This is a genomic window from Streptomyces sp. CNH287, assembly GCF_000424825.1.
Map to the genome: position 1 here is coordinate 436,378 of NZ_AUKQ01000006.1, position 20,080 is coordinate 456,457.

Annotated in this window: 16 protein-coding genes; 9 read left to right on the forward strand and 7 right to left on the reverse strand. The window is 71.6% G+C overall.

What is annotated here, in order from left to right; genetic code table 11:
- Nucleotides 1–6: 6 nt before the first annotated feature.
- The 6 genes from H299_RS0111295 (at nucleotide 7) to H299_RS0111320 (ending at nucleotide 5,853) form a co-directional block, all read left to right on the forward strand.
- Entirely contained in the window at nucleotides 7–849 is an 843-nt protein-coding gene (locus H299_RS0111295) for a hypothetical protein (RefSeq protein ID WP_027748497.1), read from the forward strand.
- A gap of 193 nt (nucleotides 850–1,042) precedes the next feature.
- Nucleotides 1,043–1,192, forward strand: coding sequence for a hypothetical protein (locus H299_RS39920; protein WP_027748498.1), 150 nt, complete (start codon nucleotides 1,043–1,045; stop codon nucleotides 1,190–1,192).
- A gap of 30 nt (nucleotides 1,193–1,222) precedes the next feature.
- The gene (locus tag H299_RS0111305; RefSeq protein WP_078512635.1) at nucleotides 1,223–1,612 is read left to right on the forward strand and encodes a BlaI/MecI/CopY family transcriptional regulator; all 390 of its coding nucleotides are present in this window, start codon (nucleotides 1,223–1,225) and stop codon (nucleotides 1,610–1,612) included.
- Nucleotides 1,613–1,621: 9 nt separating this feature from the next.
- Complete coding sequence (locus H299_RS0111310; RefSeq protein WP_027748500.1) at nucleotides 1,622–2,149, forward strand: amino-acid N-acetyltransferase; 528 nt, start codon at nucleotides 1,622–1,624, stop codon at nucleotides 2,147–2,149.
- A gap of 146 nt (nucleotides 2,150–2,295) precedes the next feature.
- Complete coding sequence (locus tag H299_RS0111315) at nucleotides 2,296–2,637, forward strand: histone-like nucleoid-structuring protein Lsr2 (RefSeq protein WP_027748501.1); 342 nt, start codon at nucleotides 2,296–2,298, stop codon at nucleotides 2,635–2,637.
- A gap of 687 nt (nucleotides 2,638–3,324) precedes the next feature.
- The gene (locus H299_RS0111320) at nucleotides 3,325–5,853 is read left to right on the forward strand and encodes an ATP-dependent Clp protease ATP-binding subunit (protein WP_027748502.1); all 2,529 of its coding nucleotides are present in this window, start codon (nucleotides 3,325–3,327) and stop codon (nucleotides 5,851–5,853) included.
- Between the two features lie 155 nt (nucleotides 5,854–6,008).
- Here the strand turns inward: H299_RS0111320 and H299_RS0111325 are convergent, their stop codons facing one another.
- The gene (locus H299_RS0111325; protein ID WP_027748503.1) at nucleotides 6,009–8,570 is read right to left on the reverse strand and encodes an NACHT N-terminal Helical domain 1-containing protein; all 2,562 of its coding nucleotides are present in this window, start codon (nucleotides 8,568–8,570) and stop codon (nucleotides 6,009–6,011) included.
- 273 nt (nucleotides 8,571–8,843) lie between these two features.
- Between H299_RS0111325 and H299_RS0111330 the strand changes: the two genes are divergently transcribed.
- Nucleotides 8,844–9,347 (forward strand): ATP-binding protein, encoded by a 504-nt coding sequence (locus tag H299_RS0111330; RefSeq protein WP_027748504.1) that lies wholly within the window; start codon nucleotides 8,844–8,846, stop codon nucleotides 9,345–9,347.
- A gap of 8 nt (nucleotides 9,348–9,355) precedes the next feature.
- Here the strand turns inward: H299_RS0111330 and H299_RS0111335 are convergent, their stop codons facing one another.
- Both H299_RS0111335 and H299_RS0111340 read right to left on the reverse strand, forming a co-directional pair.
- Nucleotides 9,356–10,153 (reverse strand): glucose 1-dehydrogenase, encoded by a 798-nt coding sequence (locus H299_RS0111335; RefSeq protein ID WP_027748505.1) that lies wholly within the window; start codon nucleotides 10,151–10,153, stop codon nucleotides 9,356–9,358.
- Between the two features lie 118 nt (nucleotides 10,154–10,271).
- Nucleotides 10,272–10,853, reverse strand: coding sequence for a TetR/AcrR family transcriptional regulator (locus H299_RS0111340; RefSeq protein WP_027748506.1), 582 nt, complete (start codon nucleotides 10,851–10,853; stop codon nucleotides 10,272–10,274).
- A gap of 90 nt (nucleotides 10,854–10,943) precedes the next feature.
- On the opposite strand from H299_RS0111340, the gene H299_RS0111345 reads away from it, so the two are divergent.
- Nucleotides 10,944–11,213 (forward strand): type II toxin-antitoxin system RelE family toxin, encoded by a 270-nt coding sequence (locus tag H299_RS0111345; RefSeq protein WP_027748507.1) that lies wholly within the window; start codon nucleotides 10,944–10,946, stop codon nucleotides 11,211–11,213.
- 12 nt (nucleotides 11,214–11,225) lie between these two features.
- On the opposite strand, the gene H299_RS0111350 is transcribed toward H299_RS0111345, so the two are convergent.
- Nucleotides 11,226–14,402 (reverse strand): NACHT N-terminal Helical domain 1-containing protein, encoded by a 3,177-nt coding sequence (locus H299_RS0111350; protein WP_037758498.1) that lies wholly within the window; start codon nucleotides 14,400–14,402, stop codon nucleotides 11,226–11,228.
- 385 nt (nucleotides 14,403–14,787) lie between these two features.
- Between H299_RS0111350 and H299_RS0111355 the strand changes: the two genes are divergently transcribed.
- Nucleotides 14,788–15,564, forward strand: coding sequence for a polysaccharide deacetylase family protein (locus H299_RS0111355; RefSeq protein ID WP_027748509.1), 777 nt, complete (start codon nucleotides 14,788–14,790; stop codon nucleotides 15,562–15,564).
- On the opposite strand, the gene H299_RS33525 is transcribed toward H299_RS0111355, so the two are convergent.
- The 3 genes from H299_RS33525 to H299_RS0111370 all read right to left on the reverse strand — a co-directional run bounded on the left by H299_RS33525 (nucleotide 15,552) and on the right by H299_RS0111370 (nucleotide 20,044).
- On the reverse strand, nucleotides 15,552–16,637 hold the full coding sequence (locus tag H299_RS33525) for a DUF1016 domain-containing protein (protein ID WP_037758499.1): 1,086 nt from the start codon (nucleotides 16,635–16,637) through the stop codon (nucleotides 15,552–15,554). The genes H299_RS0111355 and H299_RS33525 overlap by 13 nt on opposite strands.
- A gap of 70 nt (nucleotides 16,638–16,707) precedes the next feature.
- Nucleotides 16,708–19,371 carry an NACHT N-terminal Helical domain 1-containing protein gene (locus H299_RS33530; protein WP_051262331.1) on the reverse strand — a complete coding sequence of 888 codons (2,664 nt, stop codon included), beginning with the start codon at nucleotides 19,369–19,371 and terminating at the stop codon, nucleotides 16,708–16,710.
- A 127-nt stretch (nucleotides 19,372–19,498) separates the two neighbouring features.
- Nucleotides 19,499–20,044, reverse strand: a complete 546-nt coding sequence (locus tag H299_RS0111370; RefSeq protein WP_027748510.1) for a GNAT family N-acetyltransferase — start codon at nucleotides 20,042–20,044, stop codon at nucleotides 19,499–19,501.
- Nucleotides 20,045–20,080 lie beyond the last annotated feature (36 nt).

The window sequence follows — 20,080 nt, forward strand, 5'->3', positions numbered from 1 at the left end:
CACCTCATGCCCACGCCATACGGTTCCCGAGGCGGCATGGCGTTCAGCGCGGACGAGCTGCGTGTGCTCCGAGGCGCTCTCGCCGTCGCCCTCCAGCCCGCACCGGTCCCCGACCCCGACACCGGGGCCTACCGCCAGCTCGCCGAGGCCCTGGACGAAGCCGTCCGCGAAGGGAGCAGACTCCGTTCCTTCCTGCTGGCCGATCTCGCCCGGGACCGCGCGGCACTGCCCGGCTCCGCGGCGGGATACCTCGAACAGCTCGAGGACGCGCTCGCCGCGGGCTACCTGCCCCGCCCCGACGACCTGGCCGCGCTCCGGCTGCTGTGCGCCGACCCGGCGGGTCCGGCGGAGGCCGCCCGCCGTGCGGAACTGCTCCGTCGCGGTGAACGGCTCGCCGCGCAGGCGGTACGGGCGCGGCTGGTCGTACTCCCCGGGGGCCGCTCCGCGCGCGCGGGGGGCCACTCCGGCTCGCCGGGGCCTTCGGACGCGCCGGGCGGGGCGCCGGACGCCGCCTCCGGCCTCCCCGGCCACCCCGAGACCTCCGTCACCTTCGACGGCCCCGGCGCACCCGCCGCATTCGGAGCCGCGCATCCGGACCCGGAGACCGCCCCGGCGGCGGGGTCCGACGGCTTGCCCGCCTCCCAGGAGCCGAAAGAGCCGAAAGAGCCGAAGGACCCGCAGGAGCCGAAGGCGCCCAGGGACCCGAAGGCGCCCAAGGGCCCGCCCGCCAGGAAACCCTCCACGCCTCCGGAGACGCCCGCGCCCGCGCGCCCGGTGCCGACCCCCGCCGAGGTCTTCCCGCCCCGCAGGCGCCCGGCGGAGCCTCCGCAGCAGGCACTGCTCGCCTGAGGGTCCTCCCGGGGGTCCCCGGATCGGGTGGGCGCATCAGGTCACCCCGAAAACCATGAGGCGCGCGAGGCGCCTCCGGCCGCCCCCGCGGAGAACCGCGGGGGCGGCCGTGCGCCGTTGGCCGGGGCGCGCCCGGTCGCCGGTCAACTGCGGGTTAGGCTGAGGAAGCCGCATACCGAGGAGGCTGACAGCCATGGATTACGTCTCTGCCCTGACCCCGCCCATCGTGATGGCGGTGGCCTTCACCGCGCTGGTCGTGACCATCGTGAAGAGCCAGGGCGGTGCGAACAAGGCGAAGGAGGACGCCATCGTGGACGCGGCCGCGCGCAAGACAGACGGCTGAATTCGCGACATCTCCGCCTATTATTCTCCTGTGCCTCGGCCATTGGGAGAGTTGGAAGACGTCGTCATGACACGGGTATGGCAGTGGAACCGCCCGGTCACCGTGCGAGAAGTGCTGGAAGACCTGCAACAGGAACGGTCCATCGCCTACACCACCGTGATGACCGTAATGGACAACCTTCATCAGAAGGGCTGGGTCCGGCGCGAACAAGAGGGCCGTGCCTATCGATATGCCGCCGTCTCCACCCGCGCCGCCTACTCGGCCGCGCTGATGCACGAAGCGTGGTCGGCCAGTGACAACCTCGCCGCCGCGCTCGTGGACTTCTTCGGCATGATGTCCGCGGAAGAGGGTGAAGCGCTCCGTGATGCGCTCCGGGTCGTACAGGTGAGCGGTGTGCGGCCTTCTGAGCCCGAGAGATAGCGTCACCGTATGCCCGAACATCTGACCCGCGCGAGCGCGGTGACCGTACGGCGTGCGCGCACGGGTGATGTCCATGCGGTGCGCCGCCTCGTGGACGCCTACTCGCGTGACCGCATCCTGCTCGACAAAGCGACCGTGACCCTTTATGAGGACATCCAGGAGTTCTGGGTCGCGGAACGCGACGATGACGCAGAGGTGGTCGCCTGTGGCGCACTGCACGTCATGTGGGAGGACCTGGCCGAGGTCAGAACTCTCGCGGTCGACCCGCGGCTGAAGGGCACCGGCGTGGGCCATCTGCTGCTGGAGAAGCTCTTGCAGACCGCCCGCTGGCTCGGCGTCCGGCGCATTTTCTGCCTCACCTTCGAAGTCGAGTTCTTCGAGAAGCACGGCTTCACCGAGATCGGCGAGACGCCGGTCGACGGCGACGTGTACAGCGAGCTGCTGCGTTCCTATGACGAGGGCGTCGCCGAGTTCCTCGGTCTCGAACGGGTGAAGCCCAACACCTTGGGCAACAGCCGGATGCTGCTGCATCTCTGACCGATCCGCTTTGTCCGAAAAATCCCGTGAATCCCCTCGAGGCGGGCGGGTAAACTACACCGAGGGTTTGTGTTTCTCGCGGAAAAGCGGTTTGCTTTCGTCGGCAGTATCCGTAATCGGTTTTCGATGACGAATGGGAGTTACCGGTGGCACAGAAGGTTCAGGTTCTTCTGGTCGATGACCTCGAAGGCGGCGAGGCCGATGAGACCGTCACGTTCGCGCTGGACGGCAAGAGCTACGAGATCGACCTGACTACCGCCAACGCGGACAAGCTCCGCGACGCGCTGGCGGACTTTGTGAAGGCGGGCCGCCGCACCGGCGGCCGTTCCGCGCGCGGAAAGAGCGGTCGCACCGCGGCTGTCGCCGGCGCCTCCGGTCAGGACACCGCGAAGATCCGGGCCTGGGCGAAGGACCAGGGTTACGACGTCAATGACAGGGGTCGTGTCCCGGCCAACATCCGTGAGGCCTACGAGAAGGCCAACGGCTGATCCGCCGCGGCGACAGCCGAAGCGGTAGCGGAATGCGTGCGCCGCAAACGGGCTCGGCGGCATTCCGCCGCCGCACCCCTCGGGCGTACGGAATCGGGTGCGCGACGGTGCCGCTCGGGACGGAAGGCGGGCAGGGCCCGTCCGCCCTCGTGTCCTCGCACGGGAGGCCGCAGCTACACCGCGGCCTCCCGTCGCCTATGCCCGCGCGGGTCGCCGGGCTCGCCCCGGGCGGCCGGGCCGCGGCCGTTCACCTCCGCTCACCGCGGGTCGCCCGGCGGTCGCGGAACGCACGCCGGGTGACGTGTAGTTGACACCACGCCACGGATGGTGTGCGCAAGCGTGTTCGCCAGCAGCGGATACATACGGTCACCTCGCATGGACTGTCCGTGCCAGCGGGTAGGAAGTCCCTAGTGGAATGGGGGTGTGGGTGGCGATGGGTGAGTGGGACGGGCGTGTCGGCGGCGCCGCGTTCGCCATGGGCGTACGGGATACAGGTGAATACGCCTGGCCTGCGGGAACATCGTCTCGCACCATCGGGTTGGAACTGTTGTCGGCTGTTCGGGGCAGGAGGCCCAGGGCGGCCGTCGCCAGTTGGAATGAGCGGTCCCCCGTTGCGGGACTAAGCTGCGGAAGGACAGGGAGGGGACCGACCCCTAACTGCCTGACCGCTCTGAGGAGCGATTAACGATGTTCGAGAGGTTCACCGACCGCGCGCGGCGGGTTGTCGTCCTGGCTCAGGAAGAAGCCCGGATGCTCAACCACAACTACATCGGCACCGAGCACATCCTTCTGGGCCTGATCCACGAAGGAGAGGGTGTCGCCGCTAAGGCACTGGAGAGCCTCGGGATTTCGCTCGAGGCGGTCCGCCAGCAGGTGGAGGAGATCATCGGCCAGGGCCAGCAGGCCCCGTCCGGTCACATCCCCTTCACCCCCCGTGCGAAGAAGGTCCTGGAGCTGTCGCTCCGGGAAGCGCTTCAGCTCGGCCACAACTACATCGGCACGGAGCACATCCTGCTCGGCCTGATCCGCGAGGGCGAGGGCGTCGCCGCCCAGGTCCTGGTGAAGCTGGGCGCCGATCTGAACCGCGTGCGGCAGCAGGTCATCCAGCTGCTCTCCGGTTACTCCGGCGGCAAGGAGGCGGCCACCGCCGGTGGCCCCGCCGAGGGCACCCCCTCGACCTCTCTTGTGCTGGACCAGTTCGGCCGCAACCTCACGCAGGCCGCCCGCGAATCCAAGCTCGACCCGGTCATCGGGCGCGAGAAGGAGATCGAGCGGGTCATGCAGGTGCTGTCCCGCCGTACGAAGAACAACCCGGTGCTCATCGGCGAGCCCGGCGTCGGCAAGACCGCGGTCGTCGAGGGCCTGGCCCAGGCGATCGTCAAGGGCGAGGTGCCCGAGACCCTCAAGGACAAGCACCTCTACACCCTGGACCTGGGTGCCCTGGTCGCCGGCTCCCGCTACCGCGGTGACTTCGAGGAGCGCCTGAAGAAGGTGCTCAAGGAGATCCGCACCCGCGGCGACATCATCCTGTTCATCGACGAGCTGCACACCCTGGTCGGGGCGGGCGCCGCCGAGGGCGCGATCGACGCCGCCAGCATCCTCAAGCCGATGCTGGCCCGCGGTGAGCTCCAGACCATCGGCGCCACCACGCTGGACGAGTACCGCAAGCACCTGGAGAAGGACGCCGCCCTGGAGCGCCGCTTCCAGCCCATCCAGGTCGCCGAGCCCTCGCTGCCGCACACCATCGAGATCCTCAAGGGTCTGCGCGACCGGTACGAGGCGCACCACCGTGTGTCCATCACGGACCCGGCGCTGGTCGCCGCCGCCACCCTCGCCGACCGCTACATCTCGGACCGCTTCCTGCCCGACAAGGCGATCGACCTCATCGACGAGGCCGGGTCGCGGATGCGCATCCGCCGGATGACCGCACCGCCGGACCTGCGCGAGTTCGACGAGAAGATCGCAGGCGTCCGCAGGGACAAGGAGTCCGCGATCGACTCGCAGGACTTCGAGAAGGCGGCCTCCCTCCGGGACACCGAGAAGCAGCTGCTCGCCCAGAAGGCGAAGCGGGAGAAGGAGTGGAAGGCGGGCGACATGGACGTCGTCGCCGAGGTCGACGAGGACCTGATCGCCGAAGTCCTCGCCACCGCCACCGGCATCCCCGTCTTCAAGCTGACCGAGGAGGAGTCCTCGCGCCTGCTGCGCATGGAGGACGAGCTGCACAAGCGCGTCATCGGCCAGAAGGACGCCATCAAGGCGCTCTCCCAGGCCATCCGGCGCACCCGCGCGGGTCTGAAGGACCCGAAGCGGCCCGGCGGTTCGTTCATCTTCGCGGGCCCCTCGGGCGTCGGTAAGACGGAGCTGTCCAAGACGCTCGCCGAGTTCCTCTTCGGTGACGAGGACGCGCTGATCTCCCTCGACATGTCGGAGTTCAGCGAGAAGCACACCGTCTCCCGGCTGTTCGGCTCGCCCCCCGGATACGTGGGGTACGAGGAGGGCGGCCAGCTGACCGAGAAGGTGCGCCGCAAGCCGTTCTCCGTGGTCCTCTTCGACGAGGTCGAGAAGGCACACCCGGACATCTTCAACTCGCTGCTCCAGATCCTGGAGGACGGTCGGCTGACCGACTCCCAGGGCCGGGTCGTGGACTTCAAGAACACGGTCATCATCATGACGACCAACCTCGGCACGCGGGACATCTCCAAGGGCTTCAACCTCGGCTTCGCGGGCCAGGGCGACGTCAGCACCAACTACGACCGGATGAAGAACAAGGTCAACGAAGAGCTGAAGCAGCACTTCCGCCCCGAGTTCCTCAACCGTGTCGACGACACGGTGGTCTTCCACCAGCTCACCCGGGAGGACATCATCCAGATCGTCGACCTGATGCTCAATCAGGTGGACGAGCGGCTGAAGGACCGGGACATGGGCATCGAGCTGTCCACCGAGGCCAAGGAACTGCTCGCGAAGAAGGGCTACGACCCCGTGATGGGCGCCCGGCCGCTGCGCCGGACGATCCAGCGCTCGATCGAGGACCCGCTCTCCGAGAAGATCCTCTTCGGTGAGCTGCTGCCCGGCCACATCGTGGTCGTCGGCACGGAGGGCGAGGGTGACGCGAAGACCTTCACCTTCCGTGGCGAGGAGAAGGCGGCGCTGCCCGACGTGCCGCCGATCGAGCAGGCGGCAGGCGGCTCGACGCCGAACCTCTCCAAGGAGGCCTAGCCGCGCCCGTCGCCGCGCGCGACGACGCTCCGCTCGTCCGTACGGGCCCCCGCCACCGCGGCGGGGGCCCGTACGCACGTCTGCCTCGTACGCACGTCCGCGGTGCGCGTACCGCGGGCTCGGCCGGGAGCGCGGGCCCGCGGTGGGTGAGACGTTCAGGAGACGAGGCGAATACCCTCCGGCACCCCGCTGACCCGCGGCAGCCTCGGATTCACCCGCAGCGCCGCCAGCTTCGGGAACGCGCCGAGCCACTCCATGCTCACCCCCAGGTCGTACGCCAGCCACAGGTGGGTGAGCCGCTCCCGTACGAGCCCCTCGCGCAGCTCGTCGACGGTGAAGCGCCCCGCGATCTGCACGCACTCCCGGCCGCCCAGCTTCTCCAGCATCTCCAGCTCCACCCGGTCGGTGACGGGGAAGTAGAGCCCCTCCGGGTCGAGGTGCCGCAGGACCTCCTCCGCGTACCGCGCGGTGTCGAAGTTGTGCCAGCCGCGGGCCAGTTCGGCCCGCAGGGGCAGCGAGGAGCGGTCCCGCAGCCGGGCGAGGTAGTCCACGGCCGCGTCGTCGTTGATGCGGGTGACGGTGACGGCGAGCCGGTGTGCCTCCTCGTCGGAGACGCTGGTCGGATCGGGCAGCATCTCCAGCGCGATGGGGCCGACCCAGCCCAGTCCGCGCGCGGCGGCGACGCTCGAGGGCCGGATCATGTTGCGGGTCTCGCGGCGGATGCGGGCGTGGGTCTCCGGGTCGAGCTCGGTCACGTGCTCCAGACAGGCGACGGCCAGCAGGCGGCGCCGGTTGCGCGGGAAGCCGGTGTGCCCCGGCGCGATGAGGCCCTCCAGCAGCTCCGCGCACTCGCTGGGGCGGGCGTGCGCCACGGCCATCCGGATGACCTCTTCCCAGTCGGGCTCGTGCGCGTGGTCCAGGAGCAGCTGTAAGGTGCGGCGCTCGACCGCCTCCTTCGCCGCGAGGTAGTCCTGCACGGTGCGGTGGACGAACTCCACGGAGCCGTCCGGCTGCTCCCGCAGCAGGCCGGTGCGCTGGAGCAGGTGGTTGAAGATCTTCTCGGGCGAGCCCTGCCCCGCGAGCGCCGGGATGGCGGGCAGGTGGCGGGCGATCTCCGCGATCGCCGCCGCCTCGTCCAGCACGGGCCGCCCGTCGACGAGCATCTGGTAGGCGAGCTTGCGCAGCAGCCGCTCGCGGGGCGCGCGCTGGACGGTCACCCCGTCCGCGTACAGCACGCGGCGCTCCGGGTCGCGGCGCTGGAGCAGCATCTCCATCGCCGCCTCGTACAGCTCCCGGCGGCCCTTGGGCAGGGAACCGGAGCGGTCCCGGTTGAGCGCGCAGATCAGGCCGCACATCAGCGGGTTGGTGGCCAGGCCGCGCAGCTCGCGGTAGAGCGGGATGGACTGGACGAGCTTCTCCCGGTACTCGTCCAGCCTGCGGTGGTCGTTGCCCTCGTCGGTGCGGGCGGCGTTGTGCCAGGCGGTGATGAATGCGGCGACCTGGTCGCGGTTCATCGGGACCAGAGTCAGCTCGGTGAATCCCTCGTCGGCCAGCCACGCCGCGTCGACGGCGTGCGGGCGTGCCGTGACGAGGCAGAAGTTGCCGCTGTAGATCCGCAGGACCCGGCGCAGCACGTCCCGCAGCTCGTCCCGCCGTCCTTCGGGCACCTCGTCGATGCCGTCGACGAGCAGCAGCGCCCGTTCGTCGGCCAGTACGCGCACGGCCCAGCCCTCCGGCGCTTCGGCGGCGAGGGGGTGGCCGACGGCGGTCAGGAAGTCGTCGGGGTGGGGGAAGCCGTCGCGGGCGAAGCGGCGTACGGGCAGCACGAAGGGGATGCGGCCCCGCAGCGGCTCCAGCTCCTCGGGGAGCGCGCCGCGCGCCGTGCAGACGGCCAGCCACTGCACGAGGGTCGTCTTCCCCGACCCGGCGACTCCGCGCAGCAGGACGCGCTCCTGGCCCGCCAGCGCCCGGTCGGCGGGCATCACGGGCTCCGGCGGGGAGGGTTCGCCGGTGTCGTCGGGGTCGTCGAACTCGGCGCCCAGGCTCAGATAGGTGGCGTCCAGCGGCCAGTTGTCGGGGGTGTTCGGATTGGGCAGGTCGATACCGTGGATGGTGACGCGGTTGTACTTCTCCACGAGCGCCCGCAGGTAGCGCTCGGAGAAGGCGGCGTCCTGGGGGGACGGCGCGGGCCGGCGCCGCAGCGCCGCCACGTCGCCCAGGTCCACCAGCTGCCGGATGCGGTGGCTGCGCTCCGGCAGCCGCTCGGCGAGCCGGGGGGAGCGGTCGATCAGCAGGTTCAGCACGTGCAGGCAGACGGCCACCAGCAGGCTGTCGTGGAACCAGGCGGCCTCCTGCGACAACCCCCGGTCCGCGCCCGGCACTTCGGCGCGCAGTCGGCGCGCGTAGTCCTGCGGCCCGAGCCGGACGGCCAGGGTGTCGGTGGTGTCCAGCTCGCCCATGATGGCCAGCGTCCGCGCGAGCACGGCGGCGACGCCTGCGGACTCCGCGCCGGGCAGCTCGCGTCCCCTCAGCCCGAGGCGGACGAACTCGCCCGCGAGCGACTCCAGGTCGGCGTAGGTGCAGCGGGGGCTGCCGCCGCGGAAGGAGACGAGCCCGGCGATCAGCTCGTCCCCGGGACCGGCCGCGGGCGGGCGGTCGGCGAAGAGCCTCCCCACGAGCGGCGCGGCGGCGCTGGACGGGAGGCGTACCGGTTCCATGAGGCTCCCCTGGGGGGCATCTGTCAGGTGTGCGGCGTGGGTTGACGCCGAGACTGGTGAACTGCCAGTGCCCAGGGTAGCGACCTGAGGGGTGATGGACAGAGGTTCGCCGGCCGGGTGGCGGGTTCGCGGCCGTCGCACACGTACGTCCGTTTGGGTCGGCAGGCGGACGGGTGCACCGGAGCGGGTCATAACGGAGTGCGTGCGTCACGCTACCGAGCGTATTAATTCTGAGTCGGGTCAACCGGCCCGTATGCGGGGCACGGTGAGTGCATGGCACCTCAGGCGCAGCGCCAACCATCGGTCACCGCACGTGTGTTCAACCAGCGGTTCAGCTCCACCCGGCGCGGTGCGCGGCTGGCCCGGCTGCTTGCGCTCCACCAGCTCGACAGCTGGCTGATTCCCTACCGCAGCTCGCTCTCCGAGACGGTCGGACTCATCGTCGCCGAGCTGGCGAACAACGCCGCCACGCACGGCTGCGTGCCGGGACGGGACTTCGAGCTGGGGCTCACGCTGACCGCATACGCACTGCGCGTCGACGTCTCCGACACGCGCGGCGACCGCGTGCCGCCGGGGCCGGAGGGGCTGGGCGAGCCCTGCCCGTTCGCCGACTCCGGGCGCGGGCTGTGCCTGGTGGACGCGCTGGCCAGCCGCTGGGGGGTCGTCGCACGGGCGCCGTCGCCGGGGAAGACCGTGTGGGCGGAGCTGGACCTCGGGGGCGGGCGGCCCCCCGCCGGATGCGCCGGGGGGCCGCCCGTACCGCCCGCCGCCGGGTGAGGTGCGCGTCAGGCGGAGGCGCCGCCGTCGACCACCAGGTCCGCCCCCACGGTCGCCCCGCTCTCCGGCGAGGCCAGGTAGAGCACCGCGGCGGCGATCTCGCCGGTCGAGGCCACCCGGCCGAGCGGCGACTGCTCCTTCATCCGCACGCTGCGTTCGGCCTCGCTCTCCCCGGGCAGCAGGGACATGGAGGTGTCCGAGGCCCCGGGGCTCACGGCGTTGATCCGAATGCCGTCGGCGACGTGGTCCAGCGCCGCCGCGCGGGTGAGCGCGCTGACGGCGGCCTTCGAGGCGAGGTATCCGGCGACGCCGGGTATGCGGGTGTGCGCGCCGAGGTTGGAGGCGAGGTTCACGATGGCTCCGCCGCCGTGCGCGCGCATGTGGGCGATCTCGGCCTGCATGGAGAGCAGGACGCCGGTCACGTTCACGTCGAGCAGGAGCTGCCAGTCCGCTTCGGGCAGGTCGCCGGCCGGCTGGCCGCCGCGGAAGACGCCCGCGTTGTTGACGGCGAGGTCGAGACCGCCGAAGTGCTCGACCGTACGGGCCACCAGCGCCCGTACGTCGGCGGTGCGGGTGACGTCGGCGGGGACGGCGAGGGCCGTGCCGCCCGCCTGCTCGATCAGGGCGACGGTCTCCGCGAGGGCGGTGACGGTGCGGCCCGCGACGGCCACCCGGGCGCCCTCGGCGGCGAGGGCGAGCGCGATGGCGCGGCCGAGCCCGGCGCCGGCGCCGGTGACGAGGGCGGTTTGGCCGTCGAACCGGGCGGCGGAGCGGGGGGCGAGGGGGGCTGCGGCGGTTGCGGTCATGCGGAGTTCTCCTATGCAAAATTCTTGACTGATCGTTCTTGAAAGAGGGCGTGCGTGAGCTGGCTGTGTGGCCTCGTGGCGGTGCGGCGGTGCGGCGGTGCGGCGGTGGGGGTGCGGGTCAGTCCAGCAGGAGGAGCGCGGTCTCGCCCGCGTCGCGTATCCGGGCCTGGTCCGTGCTGGCCTTGCCGACCACCCGCATTCCCTGGAGCAGGACGACGAGCAGCCGCGCCAGCGCCTGCGGCTCGCGCTCCGGGGCCAGCTCGCCCTGCTTCTCCGCCCGTACGAGCGCGGAGTGCAGCAGCGTCTCCAGGTGCGTCCAGTTGGCCTCGACCCGGCGGGCGGCCTCGGGGTCGTGCGGAGCCAGTTCGGCTGCGGTGTTGGTGATGAAGCACCCCCGGTCGCGCCCCTCTGCGCCCGACTCGGCGGCGAACCGGAGCACCAGCCGCCGCACGGCGGGCAGTGCGGGGCCGGGCTGGGCCAGGTCCTCCAGCAGCCCCGGCGCCTGCTGCTCGCCGTAGCGGTCGAGGGCCTTGAGGTAGAGCTGGTGTTTGTTCCCGAAGGTCGCGTAGATGCTGGCGCGCCCGACGCCGAGGTGTTCGACCAGCTCACTCATCGACGTCGCCTCGTAACCGCGCCGCCAGAACAGCTCCAGGGCTGCCTGCAACGCGGCTTCGGGATCGAACTCCTTGGTCCTCGCCATGCGCTGTACTGTATCCCTATCGAGAACGAATGGTCAAGAAAAGCAGATCATGGCTGACATCTTCGGCGAGGAAGACCAGGGTCACGCGGCGTGAAGTACCGCTTCGCGTTCACCGCGCATGCCCGCCGTCAGATGCGCGGGATCGAGCAGCACGCGGCGATGCGCATCCTGGAGGCACTCACCCCGCTGGGCGAGGACCCGTACCGGCCGGACGTCGCGGTGCGGAAGTTGACGGGCCGCGGAGACCGCTACCTCCTGCGGGTGGGGGACTATCGCGTCGTCTACCGTGTCGACGACGGCCAACTCGTCATCGAGGTGAGCGGCCTCGGTCACCGTCGCGAGGTGTGCCGGGGAGGGTGACGGCGGACGGGGTCAGCCCTCGCGGGGGCGGGGGGTGCGGCGCAGGACCACTCCCGGCGGGAGCCGGTCGGCGTGCAGGACGCGGCCGATGTTGAACAGGCGAACCTCCCGCAGCCGGGGAAGCCGGGCCAGCGGAGTCAGGTCCAACTCCTCCTGGTTGGACAGCTGAACGGACATCAGCCCGGGGAAGGATTCGGGCAGACACGTCACGTCCCAGGGGGAGTGGGTGCCGGTCACCGTGAGATCGGTGAGCCTGGGCAGTGCGCCGGGTGGCGGCCCGGCGAGCAGTGGGGAGTCGATCAGGAGGTTCACGAGCCGGGGCAGCGCGCTGACGGAGCGCCACTCGTCCGCGGACAGCGTCCGTACCCAGCCCGTGAGGTACAGCACCCGCACTCTCTGCCAGTGGTCGATGCCGGTGAGGTCACCCGCCTCTCCGGAAAGCATGAGCATGGTCAGCTGCGCGTCCTGCGGCAGTCGGGAGAGCGCCGGGCGATCGATCCCCTCCCCGACGCCCAGTGTCCTGAGCCCGTCGAGTGCCCGTGCACCGGCCAGCGACTTCAGTCCTTCGAGCTGCGAGAGCCACAGCGAGCGCAGCGGCAGTGTGCCCACGGAGGACAGGTCCTCGACGTGGGGGCACTGGTCGAGTTGCAGGCTCTGCAGGTGCGGGAAGGCTTCGAGGAAGCGGAAGTCGGACACCTGCGGGTTGTCGAAGAGCCGCAGATTCGTCAGCTTCGCCCGGTCGAGACTCCTGGTGATCTCCGCAGGGGTGAAGCCGCCGTGCAGATGGATACCCGTGAAGCGTCCCAGAGGCCCGAGCGCGGCCAGTTCGCCCGAGGTGCGGACGGTGACATGGGAGTCCTCCCGTCCGGCCAGATGGCGGATGACCTCCCTCCCGTAGGTCTCGGTGTCGAACCGGTCCCAGTACTGCCCGAGTTGGAACCGCACGGACATGTCGCCGTGGTCCCGGAAGCGCACCGCCGTGGGCAGCGCCGCGTCCGTGCCGATGCGGCAGGCGGTCTGCACGACTGCCTGAGCCTCGTCCTCCTCCAGGCCCTCCGGCCCCGGCAGCAGGTCCAGCACCACCGGGCCGACCTCGGCCAGGGCCTTCGCCTCCTCGGAGCTGCGCGGCGGGATCAGGGTCGACGTGCGCCGCTGCACCTCCTCCCGCACCTCCGGCGCCAGCTTCGTGGCGTGCTCCAGGCAGGCCGTCGCCAGCAGGAAGAGGCGGGTGCGCCACTCCGGCTCCGCGTCGCCGCGCGCGATCATCGCGCGCAGCAGCCGCGCCCGTTCGTCCGGCCGGGCGTGGGCGACGGCCATCCGCAGCACGTCCTCCCACTGGTCCAGGTGCGCGTGCCGTACCAGCAGGTCGAAGTCGCGTTCCTCGACGGCCTCCCGCGCGCCCAGGTAGTCCTGGAAGGTGCGGTGGACGAAGTCGATCGCCTCCGGCCCCGGTTCGCGCAGCAGCCCGGAGCGCTCCAGCAGGTGGTGCAGGATCTCGGTCGCCGCCCCCTGGGCGGCCACCTGGGACATGGCGGGCAGTACCCGGCCCAGCAGTTCGGTCGCGTCCGACCGCGCCATCTCGGAGCGGCCGTTGCGGATCAGCCAGTACGCCAGCTTCTGGAGCAGCTCGGTCTGCGACTCCTGGTCCAGCTCGATGCCGCCGGACCCGCGTACGTCCCGCTCCCGGTCGCGCCGCTCCAGCAGCATGGACAGCGCGGCGTCGTACAGCGCCTTCCGGCCGCGAGGCAGAAAGCCGCGCCGTTCCCGGTGCAGGGCGCAGATCAGGCCGCACATGAGCGGGTTGACGGCCAGCCGTCCGAGATCCTGCTTGGCGCGTACGGCCGTCAGCAGTGCCTCCGCCGGTCCCGGTCCGGCCTCCGCTGCCTCGTGCCAGCGGTGGATGAACGCTGCGATCTGGGCGCGGCCCATCCGCGCGAGCGACAGTTCGGCGAAGCCCTCGGCAGCCAGCCAGTCCTGCCGTACGGCGGAGGGGCGGGAGGTGACCAGCCACAGATTGCCGGGGAAGGCGGTCACCAGGTCGCGCAGCCAGCCAAGGACCCTGTCGCGCTCGGCCTCGGGCACCTCGTCGATGCCGTCGACGAGCAGCAGCCCGCGTCCGGCCGCCAGCACCCGGTCCGCCCAGCCGTCCGGCTCCGCGCCGGTCAGCGGGCAGCCTGCGGCGGCGAGGAACCGCTCGGGCGGAGGCAGTGCCGCCCCGCCCCGGGTCAGGGTGCGCAGCGGCAGCACGAAGGGGACGCGGCCGAGTAAGTACGTCATGCCCGGCGCCGGGTCCTGGCGGGCGGTGGTGACGGCCAGCCACTGCACGAGCGTGGTCTTGCCCGACCCGGCGACGCCGTGCAGCAGCACCCGCTCATGCTGGGCGAGCACCCGGTCGGCGGGCTGCGGCGCGGCCTCGGCGGGGGCCGCGCCGCCGTCGGGCGGCACCGCCTCGTGCCCGCCGCGCCCGTTCGCTTCCAGGCTCAGGTAGGCGGCGTCCAGCGGCCAGGCGCGGGAGTGCTGGAGGTCCAGCCCGTAGATGGTCAGGGTGGCGTGCTTGGCCATGAGGAACTCGGTGTAGCGCCGCTCGAACCGGACGTCCTCGGCAAGCTGTGCGGGGAGTCGCTCCAGGAGCAGATCGACCCGGGCGACCACCTCCGCCAGCTGCCTGCTGTGCTCCACCAGCGAGCGGGCGACGAAGGTGGAGCGCTGGGTGAAGAAGTTCAGAATGTGCAGGGAGGCCGTCTCCAGCAGGGCGGCGTGGAGGTAGGCGGCGTCGGTGGACAGGCCGCTGTACGGGGCGGAGCCGGTCGCGTCCGCCCCGCGCGCGTGCAGCCGCCGGGCGAACTCGCGGTGCCCCAGGCGTACGGCCTGTATGTCGTCCATGTCCAGTTCGCCGAGGGCGCGCAGGGAGCGCGTCAGCGCGTCGGCGACGCTCTGCCGCTCGTCCGCCGGGACCGGCCGCTCGCCCGGCAGCGCGTTCCGCAGAGCGCGGTCCACCAGCTCCTCGGCCAGCTTGCGCAGCTGCGCGGGGCCCAGAGTGCGCCGTTCGCCCTTGAACGAGACGAGGGCCGCGACCCGCACCGGCCGCTCCACCAGGCCCGCGCCCGGACCGTCCGGCGCGAAGAGTCTGCGCACCAGCGGCACGACGACGCTCGACGCCAGCCGTACCCCGATCGCTCCGGCTTCCATCTGCTCCCCAACGGGCGGTGACGGGTGAGAAGTTGCAGCCTATGCGGCGCGGCCCGGCAGGGGCGGCGAAGGACGGAACACAGGGGAGACGGAGAGCACTATGCACTGCGTGTATGTATCGCGTGTATAGTGGAGCCATGCCCCCGACGCCTGCCCGATTAGGGCTCCACGGCCCCGCCGCGCCATGCGCCGCGCGGGCCTCGGGTGACGCTCGCGGCGGGCGGTAGTCCGCTCTCTCGCGGCACCTTTCACGGCCTTCACGCCCAGCCTTCAGCACCCGGTGCAGAGCGCCGAGCACGCGCGCCCGGCCACTTCACCCGGCGGCGCCATGTCCAGATTCGCATGCCGCCTGCCGTTTTATCCAGGAAAAGAGACGTTCACCACCATGCGCAAGAAGATGGCGTTCAGGGCGGGGATCGCGGCTGCGGCCGTATGCGCGGTGGTCGGCGTGACGCTGGCTGTGACGGGCACCTCCGTCGACACCACGGCGCCGGCGAGCGCCCGCGCCGACGCGGACCCGAAGGCCGCGAAGAAGGGCGAGTTCGGCTCGGTCGACTGCCGCAAGGCCAAGTGCATAGCCCTCACCTTCGACGCGGGCCCGGGCGAGAAGACCCCGGAGCTGCTCGACACGCTGCGGGACGAGAAGGTCCCCGCCACCTTCTTCCTCCTCGGCAGGAAGCACATAGACCGCTACCCCGAGACGGTGAAGCGCATCGCGGACGAGGGCCACGAGGTGGCCAGCCACACCTGGACGCACCGGCGGCTGACCGACCTCTCGGCCGACGAGGTGCGCGAGGAACTCATCCGTACCCAGCGGGCGATAGCGGAGATCACCGGCCAGGAGCCGACCCTGATGCGTCCGCCGCAGGGGCGGACCGACAAGACGGTCTCCAAGGTGAGCCGCGAGGTGGGCCTCTCCCAGGTGCTCTGGAGCGTGACCGCGAAGGACTACTCGACCAACGACTCGGCGCTCATACGCGAGCGCGTGCTCGAGCAGGCGGGCAAGGACGGCATCATCCTCCTGCACGACATCTACAAGGGCACCGTCCCGGCCGTGCCGGGGATCATCGACGCGCTCAAGAAGCGCGGCTACACCTTCGTCACCGTCCCCCAGCTGATGGCCCCGGCTGTCCCCGAACCGGGCACCGTCTACCGGCCCTGAGCCGCCCCGTCGCCGTCACCCTCGGTGGGCCATGCCTCCTGGACGACGCGCCGCAGATCCTCCTCGGAGGGCATCAGCGCCCGCTGCTCGGGCGTGAGCGTCGCGTACGAGCTGACGGCGACCGGCCCGGACTGGCGGTCGACCGCCAGTTGGGAGACCGCCCGGTTGTGACTCTTGCCGATGAGGATGCCGAGGGTGGGGCCGTCCAGCTCCGGCGTGCGGACGAACTGGTCGACCGCGCCGCAGTAGAAGCTCAGCTTGCCGACATGCTCCGGGGTCGTGGGCGTGGCCTTGAGTTCGACGACGACGTAGCGGCGCAGCCTGAGGTGGTAGAAGAGCAGGTCGACCCGGTACTCGTCGCCCCCGACGAGTACCGGGTACTGCCGCCCCACGAAGGCGAAGCCGACGCCCAGTTCGGTGAGGAAGCGGACCATGTGGGTGGTGAGGGCCTCCTCCAGATCGCGCTCGTTGTGGTGGAGGTCCAGCCCGACGAAGTCCAGGCGGTAGGGGTCTTTGGTGATCTCCTGGACGGTCTCGGCCTCTTCGGCGAGCGTGGCGGCGAAGTTCGTCGGCGCGGCGCCCTGGCGGAGATGCGTCTGCTGCGCGACGTGCTCCTCCAGGGTCTTGCGCGACCAGCCGTGCCGGACGGCCTCGGAGGCGTAGAAGTGCAGCTCGGCGGGGGTCTTGAGCCTGCTCATCAGGATGACGATGTGGCCCCAGGGCAATTGCGCAACAGGCTGTTGCGCAATTGGGTCCGGCCACGTCCGGGCCATCTGCTGCATGTATTGGAGGTTGCGGGTGGAGAACCCGCGCTGGCCGGGGAATGCCGTCCGCAGATCCGCCGCGAGCCGGCCGACGACCTGGGTCCCCCAGCCCTCCTCGGACTGGCGGCGCAGGATCGTCCGGCCGATCTCCCAGTACATCTGGATCAGTTCGGTGTTCACCGCGCGCTGTGCGCGTACCCGGGCGCTCTGGACGATCGACTTGAGGTCGTCCAACAGGTCCGTGTAGCCGGGCGGAAGACCGTCCGTCTGGGCGGGGACGGCGGATTGGGTGTCGTTTTGCTGGGTCACGTGTACGAGCCTGACCCGGCGTGTCCGTACAGGGAACGACACGCCGAGTGATCTACGCCGATCGGGTGAATCAGGGCGCCTCGGGAACGCGGCTGTACGGGTCAGGCACGGGGCGGTCGGTTTCGGGCAGGCGGAAGCCGGAGACGAAGGCGGTCTCCAGCCGCTCGGTGACCTCCGGGGCCAGGCTGTGCCGCGCCGAATCCGGCAGGGTGAGCACGCGCAGGTGCGGCAGCTCCCACAGCAGCCAACTGCCGTCGTCGCCCACCCCCAGGCCGCTCGGCAGCCACAGGTGGGTGAGCGGCGCGACGCCGAGGTGTTCGGGCAGCAGGCGCGGGTCGAGGCGTCCGGCGACCTGGATGCGGCTGCGTCCGCCCAGCTCGCGCAGGGCGTCCAGGTGGGAGAGGTCACGGACGCCGAAGTACAGGTCCTCCTGCGGCAGGTGGGCGATGATCTCCTCGGCGTACGCCCGGGTGTCGAAGCGGTGCCAGGACCAGGCGAGCTGGCTGCGGACGACGAGCGAGGGGTGCTCGCGGTAGCGCACCAGCAGGGGCAGCGCGGCGTCGGTGGCGATGTGGCTGGCGGTGATCACGACGGCCTGCGCCTCCTCCCCGGTCAGCCCTTCGGGCCCCGGCAGCAGGCTCAGCACGATCCGGCCGCCGTGGTCGGCGAGCAGGGTCGCCCGCATGGGGCTGTCGGGGGGCAGCAGGCCCCGGGTGGCGTGCACCACCCGCTGCCGTACGTCGGGGTCGAGTTCGGTGGCCTGCTCCAGGCAGGCGGCGGCCACGATGGTGGTGCGGAACGAGGCGGGGACGACGTGCCGGCGCAGCGCCTGGTCGTCGGGGGGTAGTTGCTGCAGGGGAGTGGGCTGCCGGCCGAGCAGTCCGGTGATGATCCGGGCGCGTTCGGAGGGGCGGGCGTGTGCCACGGCCATCCGGATGACGTCCTCCCACTGCTCCTGGTCCGCGTTGTCGATCAGCAGGCCGAAGTCACCCTCCTCCACCGCCGCGCGGGCGCCGAGGTAGTCCTGAAACGTCCGGTGGACGAAGTGCATACGCTCGAACGCCGGCTCCCGGAGCAGGCCGGAGCGCTCCAGGAGGTGCCGGCGTACGGTCTCGGCGGACGCCTGCACGTGTGCCATGTTGCGCAGGGTGCGGGTGAGCTGCGCCAGCGCGTCCGTACGGGTCATCTCGGCCTGGCCGTTGCGGATCATCCAGTACGCCAGCTTCTGGAGCAGCTGGACCTGGGTGTCCTTGGAGAGACGGAGGTCCGACCCGGCGGTCACCGCGCGCTCGACGTCGCGCCGCTCCAGCAGCATGGACAGCGCGGCGTCGTAGAGGTCCTTGCGGCTGTGCGGCAGGAAGCCGCGCCGTTCCCGGTGCAGCGCGCACAGCAGGCCGCACATGAGCGGGTTGACGGCCAGCCGGCCGAGGTCGTGGTGCGTGCGGATCGCGCTGGTGAGGGCGTCGGCGAGGGCGGGCTCCGCGTCGGCGGCGTGGTGCCAGCGGCGGATGAAGCCGGTGACGTCGGCGTGCGACATGGGCGCGAGCGTCAGTTCCGTGAAGTCCTCGCCGGCGAGCCAGTCCTCGCGTACGGCCGAGAGGCGGCAGGTGACCAGCCACAGGTTGCCGGGGAACTCGCCCAGCAGATCCCTTAGCCAGCGCCGTACCTCCTCACGCTCGGGCTCCGGGATCTCGTCGATGCCGTCGACCAGGAGCAGCCCGCGCCCCGCGCGCAGCACCCGGTCCGCCCAGCCGGGGGGCTGGGCCCCGGCCGCGCTGCTGTGCACCGCGTGCAGGAAGCGGTCCGGCGTCGGCGGCAGCCCCTCCCGCACGATCCGGCGCAGCGGCAGCACGAACGGGACCCGGCCGACGAGATGGGACAGCTGCGGAGAGCGGGTCCGGCGGGCCGCGGTCACCGCGAGCCACTGGACGAGCGTGGTCTTCCCGGAGCCCGCCATGCCGCGCAGCAGCACCCGGTCCTCCCCGGCCAGGGCGCGTTCGGCGGGCATCGGGGCGCCGTTGCCGCGGGTGGCCTCCAGCGATATGTACGCGGCGTCGAGCTGCCACTCGCGGGCGTGCTGGAGGTCGAGGCCGTAGATGGTCAGCTCGCCGTGGCGGCGTGCGACGTGCTCGGCGTAGCGCTGCTCGAAGCGGGCGTCCTCGGCGCTCTGCACGGGGACGCGTTCGAGCAGGAGGTCGAGGACGGCGGCTTGTTCGGCCAGCTCGCGGCTCTGCTCCACCAGGGTGCGCGGGATGAAGTCGGAGCGCTGGGTGAAGAAGTTCAGGATGTGCAGGCAGGCGGTGTCCAGCAGCCGGGTGTACAGCTCGGCCGCGTCCGCGCCCAGGTGCCCCGCAGAGGGCGGGGCGAGGCGGCGCAGTTCGCGGGCGAGGCCCTGCGGTCCGAGGCGGACGGCCTGCACGTCGTCCATGGTCAGGGTGCCCAGGGCCTGGAGCGTGCCCGCCAGCGCGTGGGCCACGGCCGCCTCGTCCTCTTCGGGCACCGGGCGTTCGCGCGGGCCCGCGGCCCGTACGGCCCGACGGGTCAGCTCGGCGGCCAGCCGCTCCAGGCCCGCCTCGTCGAGCGTGCGCCGCTCGCCCCGGAAGGAGACGAGGGAGGAGATCCGCACCGGCTCCGAGACCAGCGCGGCACCGGGGCCGGGACGGGTGAACAGCTGCTTCACCAGGGGGGTGACAGCGGCGGCGGCCAGGCGTACGCCGAGGGTCGTGGGCTCCATGGGCCGATGCTAGAGCCCCAAGGTGCTGCCCGGCCTCCCCAAGTGCTTTGGTGCGCACGGGTGTTGCCCGGCGCACGGGTCAGGACCGGGGCACGGCGGAGGCCGGCGGGGCGGGGGGCGGTGCCGGTCAGGTGAGCGGCAGGCTCCAGTCGTTGCAGCGCATGATGTTGCCGGTGGCCGGGGGGTACTCGATCTCGCACTCGCCTGCCAGGGTGAAGCCGAGCCTGCGGCAGATCGCGTTCGAGCCGGGGTTGCCGGTGGCGGGGAAGGCGTGGATACGGGCGTGCCGCCGCTGGTCGCGCGCCCACTCGACGGCCTGCGCGGCTGCCGCGACCGCGATGCCGCGCCCCTGGAAGCGCGGGAGCACGCCCCAGCCGGTCTCGTAGACCGCCTCGCCCCGCCACTCGGTCTCCCAGTAGCCGATGACGCCCGCCGGCTCGTCGCCTGGCAGCACGGCGATGCGGAACATGCAGCCCGCCGCCGGGTCGGTGCGGTCGAGATAGCGAACGTGCCGGGCGGCGACCGCCGCCTCGCTCTCCGGGCCGCCGAGGTGGGCGCGCATCTCGGGGGTGTTCACCTCACGGAGCAGCGGGAGGTCGTCCGCCGCCCAGGGGGTGAGGCGGAGCTGCGGTGTCGGCCGGTTCGCTGGCCGGTTCGGCCGGTTCGTCGGCATGTACGGGCGCCTCTCGGTCGGTGGCGGGCCGGCCGG

Excerpts from the sequence above, each read along its gene's own strand:
- H299_RS0111295 (WP_027748497.1), top strand. The coding sequence starts at position 7 with ATGCCCACGCCATACGGTTCCCGAGGCGGCATGGCGTTCAGCGCGGAC.
- H299_RS39920 (WP_027748498.1), top strand. The coding sequence starts at position 1,043 with ATGGATTACGTCTCTGCCCTGACCCCGCCCATCGTGATGGCGGTGGCC.
- H299_RS0111310 (WP_027748500.1), top strand. The coding sequence starts at position 1,622 with ATGCCCGAACATCTGACCCGCGCGAGCGCGGTGACCGTACGGCGTGCG.
- H299_RS0111320 (WP_027748502.1), top strand. The coding sequence starts at position 3,325 with ATGTTCGAGAGGTTCACCGACCGCGCGCGGCGGGTTGTCGTCCTGGCT.
- H299_RS0111325 (WP_027748503.1), bottom strand. The coding sequence starts at position 8,570 with ATGGAACCGGTACGCCTCCCGTCCAGCGCCGCCGCGCCGCTCGTGGGG.
- H299_RS0111330 (WP_027748504.1), top strand. The coding sequence starts at position 8,844 with ATGGCACCTCAGGCGCAGCGCCAACCATCGGTCACCGCACGTGTGTTC.
- H299_RS0111335 (WP_027748505.1), bottom strand. The coding sequence starts at position 10,153 with ATGACCGCAACCGCCGCAGCCCCCCTCGCCCCCCGCTCCGCCGCCCGG.
- H299_RS0111340 (WP_027748506.1), bottom strand. The coding sequence starts at position 10,853 with ATGGCGAGGACCAAGGAGTTCGATCCCGAAGCCGCGTTGCAGGCAGCC.
- H299_RS0111350 (WP_037758498.1), bottom strand. The coding sequence starts at position 14,402 with ATGGAAGCCGGAGCGATCGGGGTACGGCTGGCGTCGAGCGTCGTCGTG.
- H299_RS0111355 (WP_027748509.1), top strand. The coding sequence starts at position 14,788 with ATGCGCAAGAAGATGGCGTTCAGGGCGGGGATCGCGGCTGCGGCCGTA.
- H299_RS33530 (WP_051262331.1), bottom strand. The coding sequence starts at position 19,371 with ATGGAGCCCACGACCCTCGGCGTACGCCTGGCCGCCGCCGCTGTCACC.
- H299_RS0111370 (WP_027748510.1), bottom strand. The coding sequence starts at position 20,044 with ATGCCGACGAACCGGCCGAACCGGCCAGCGAACCGGCCGACACCGCAG.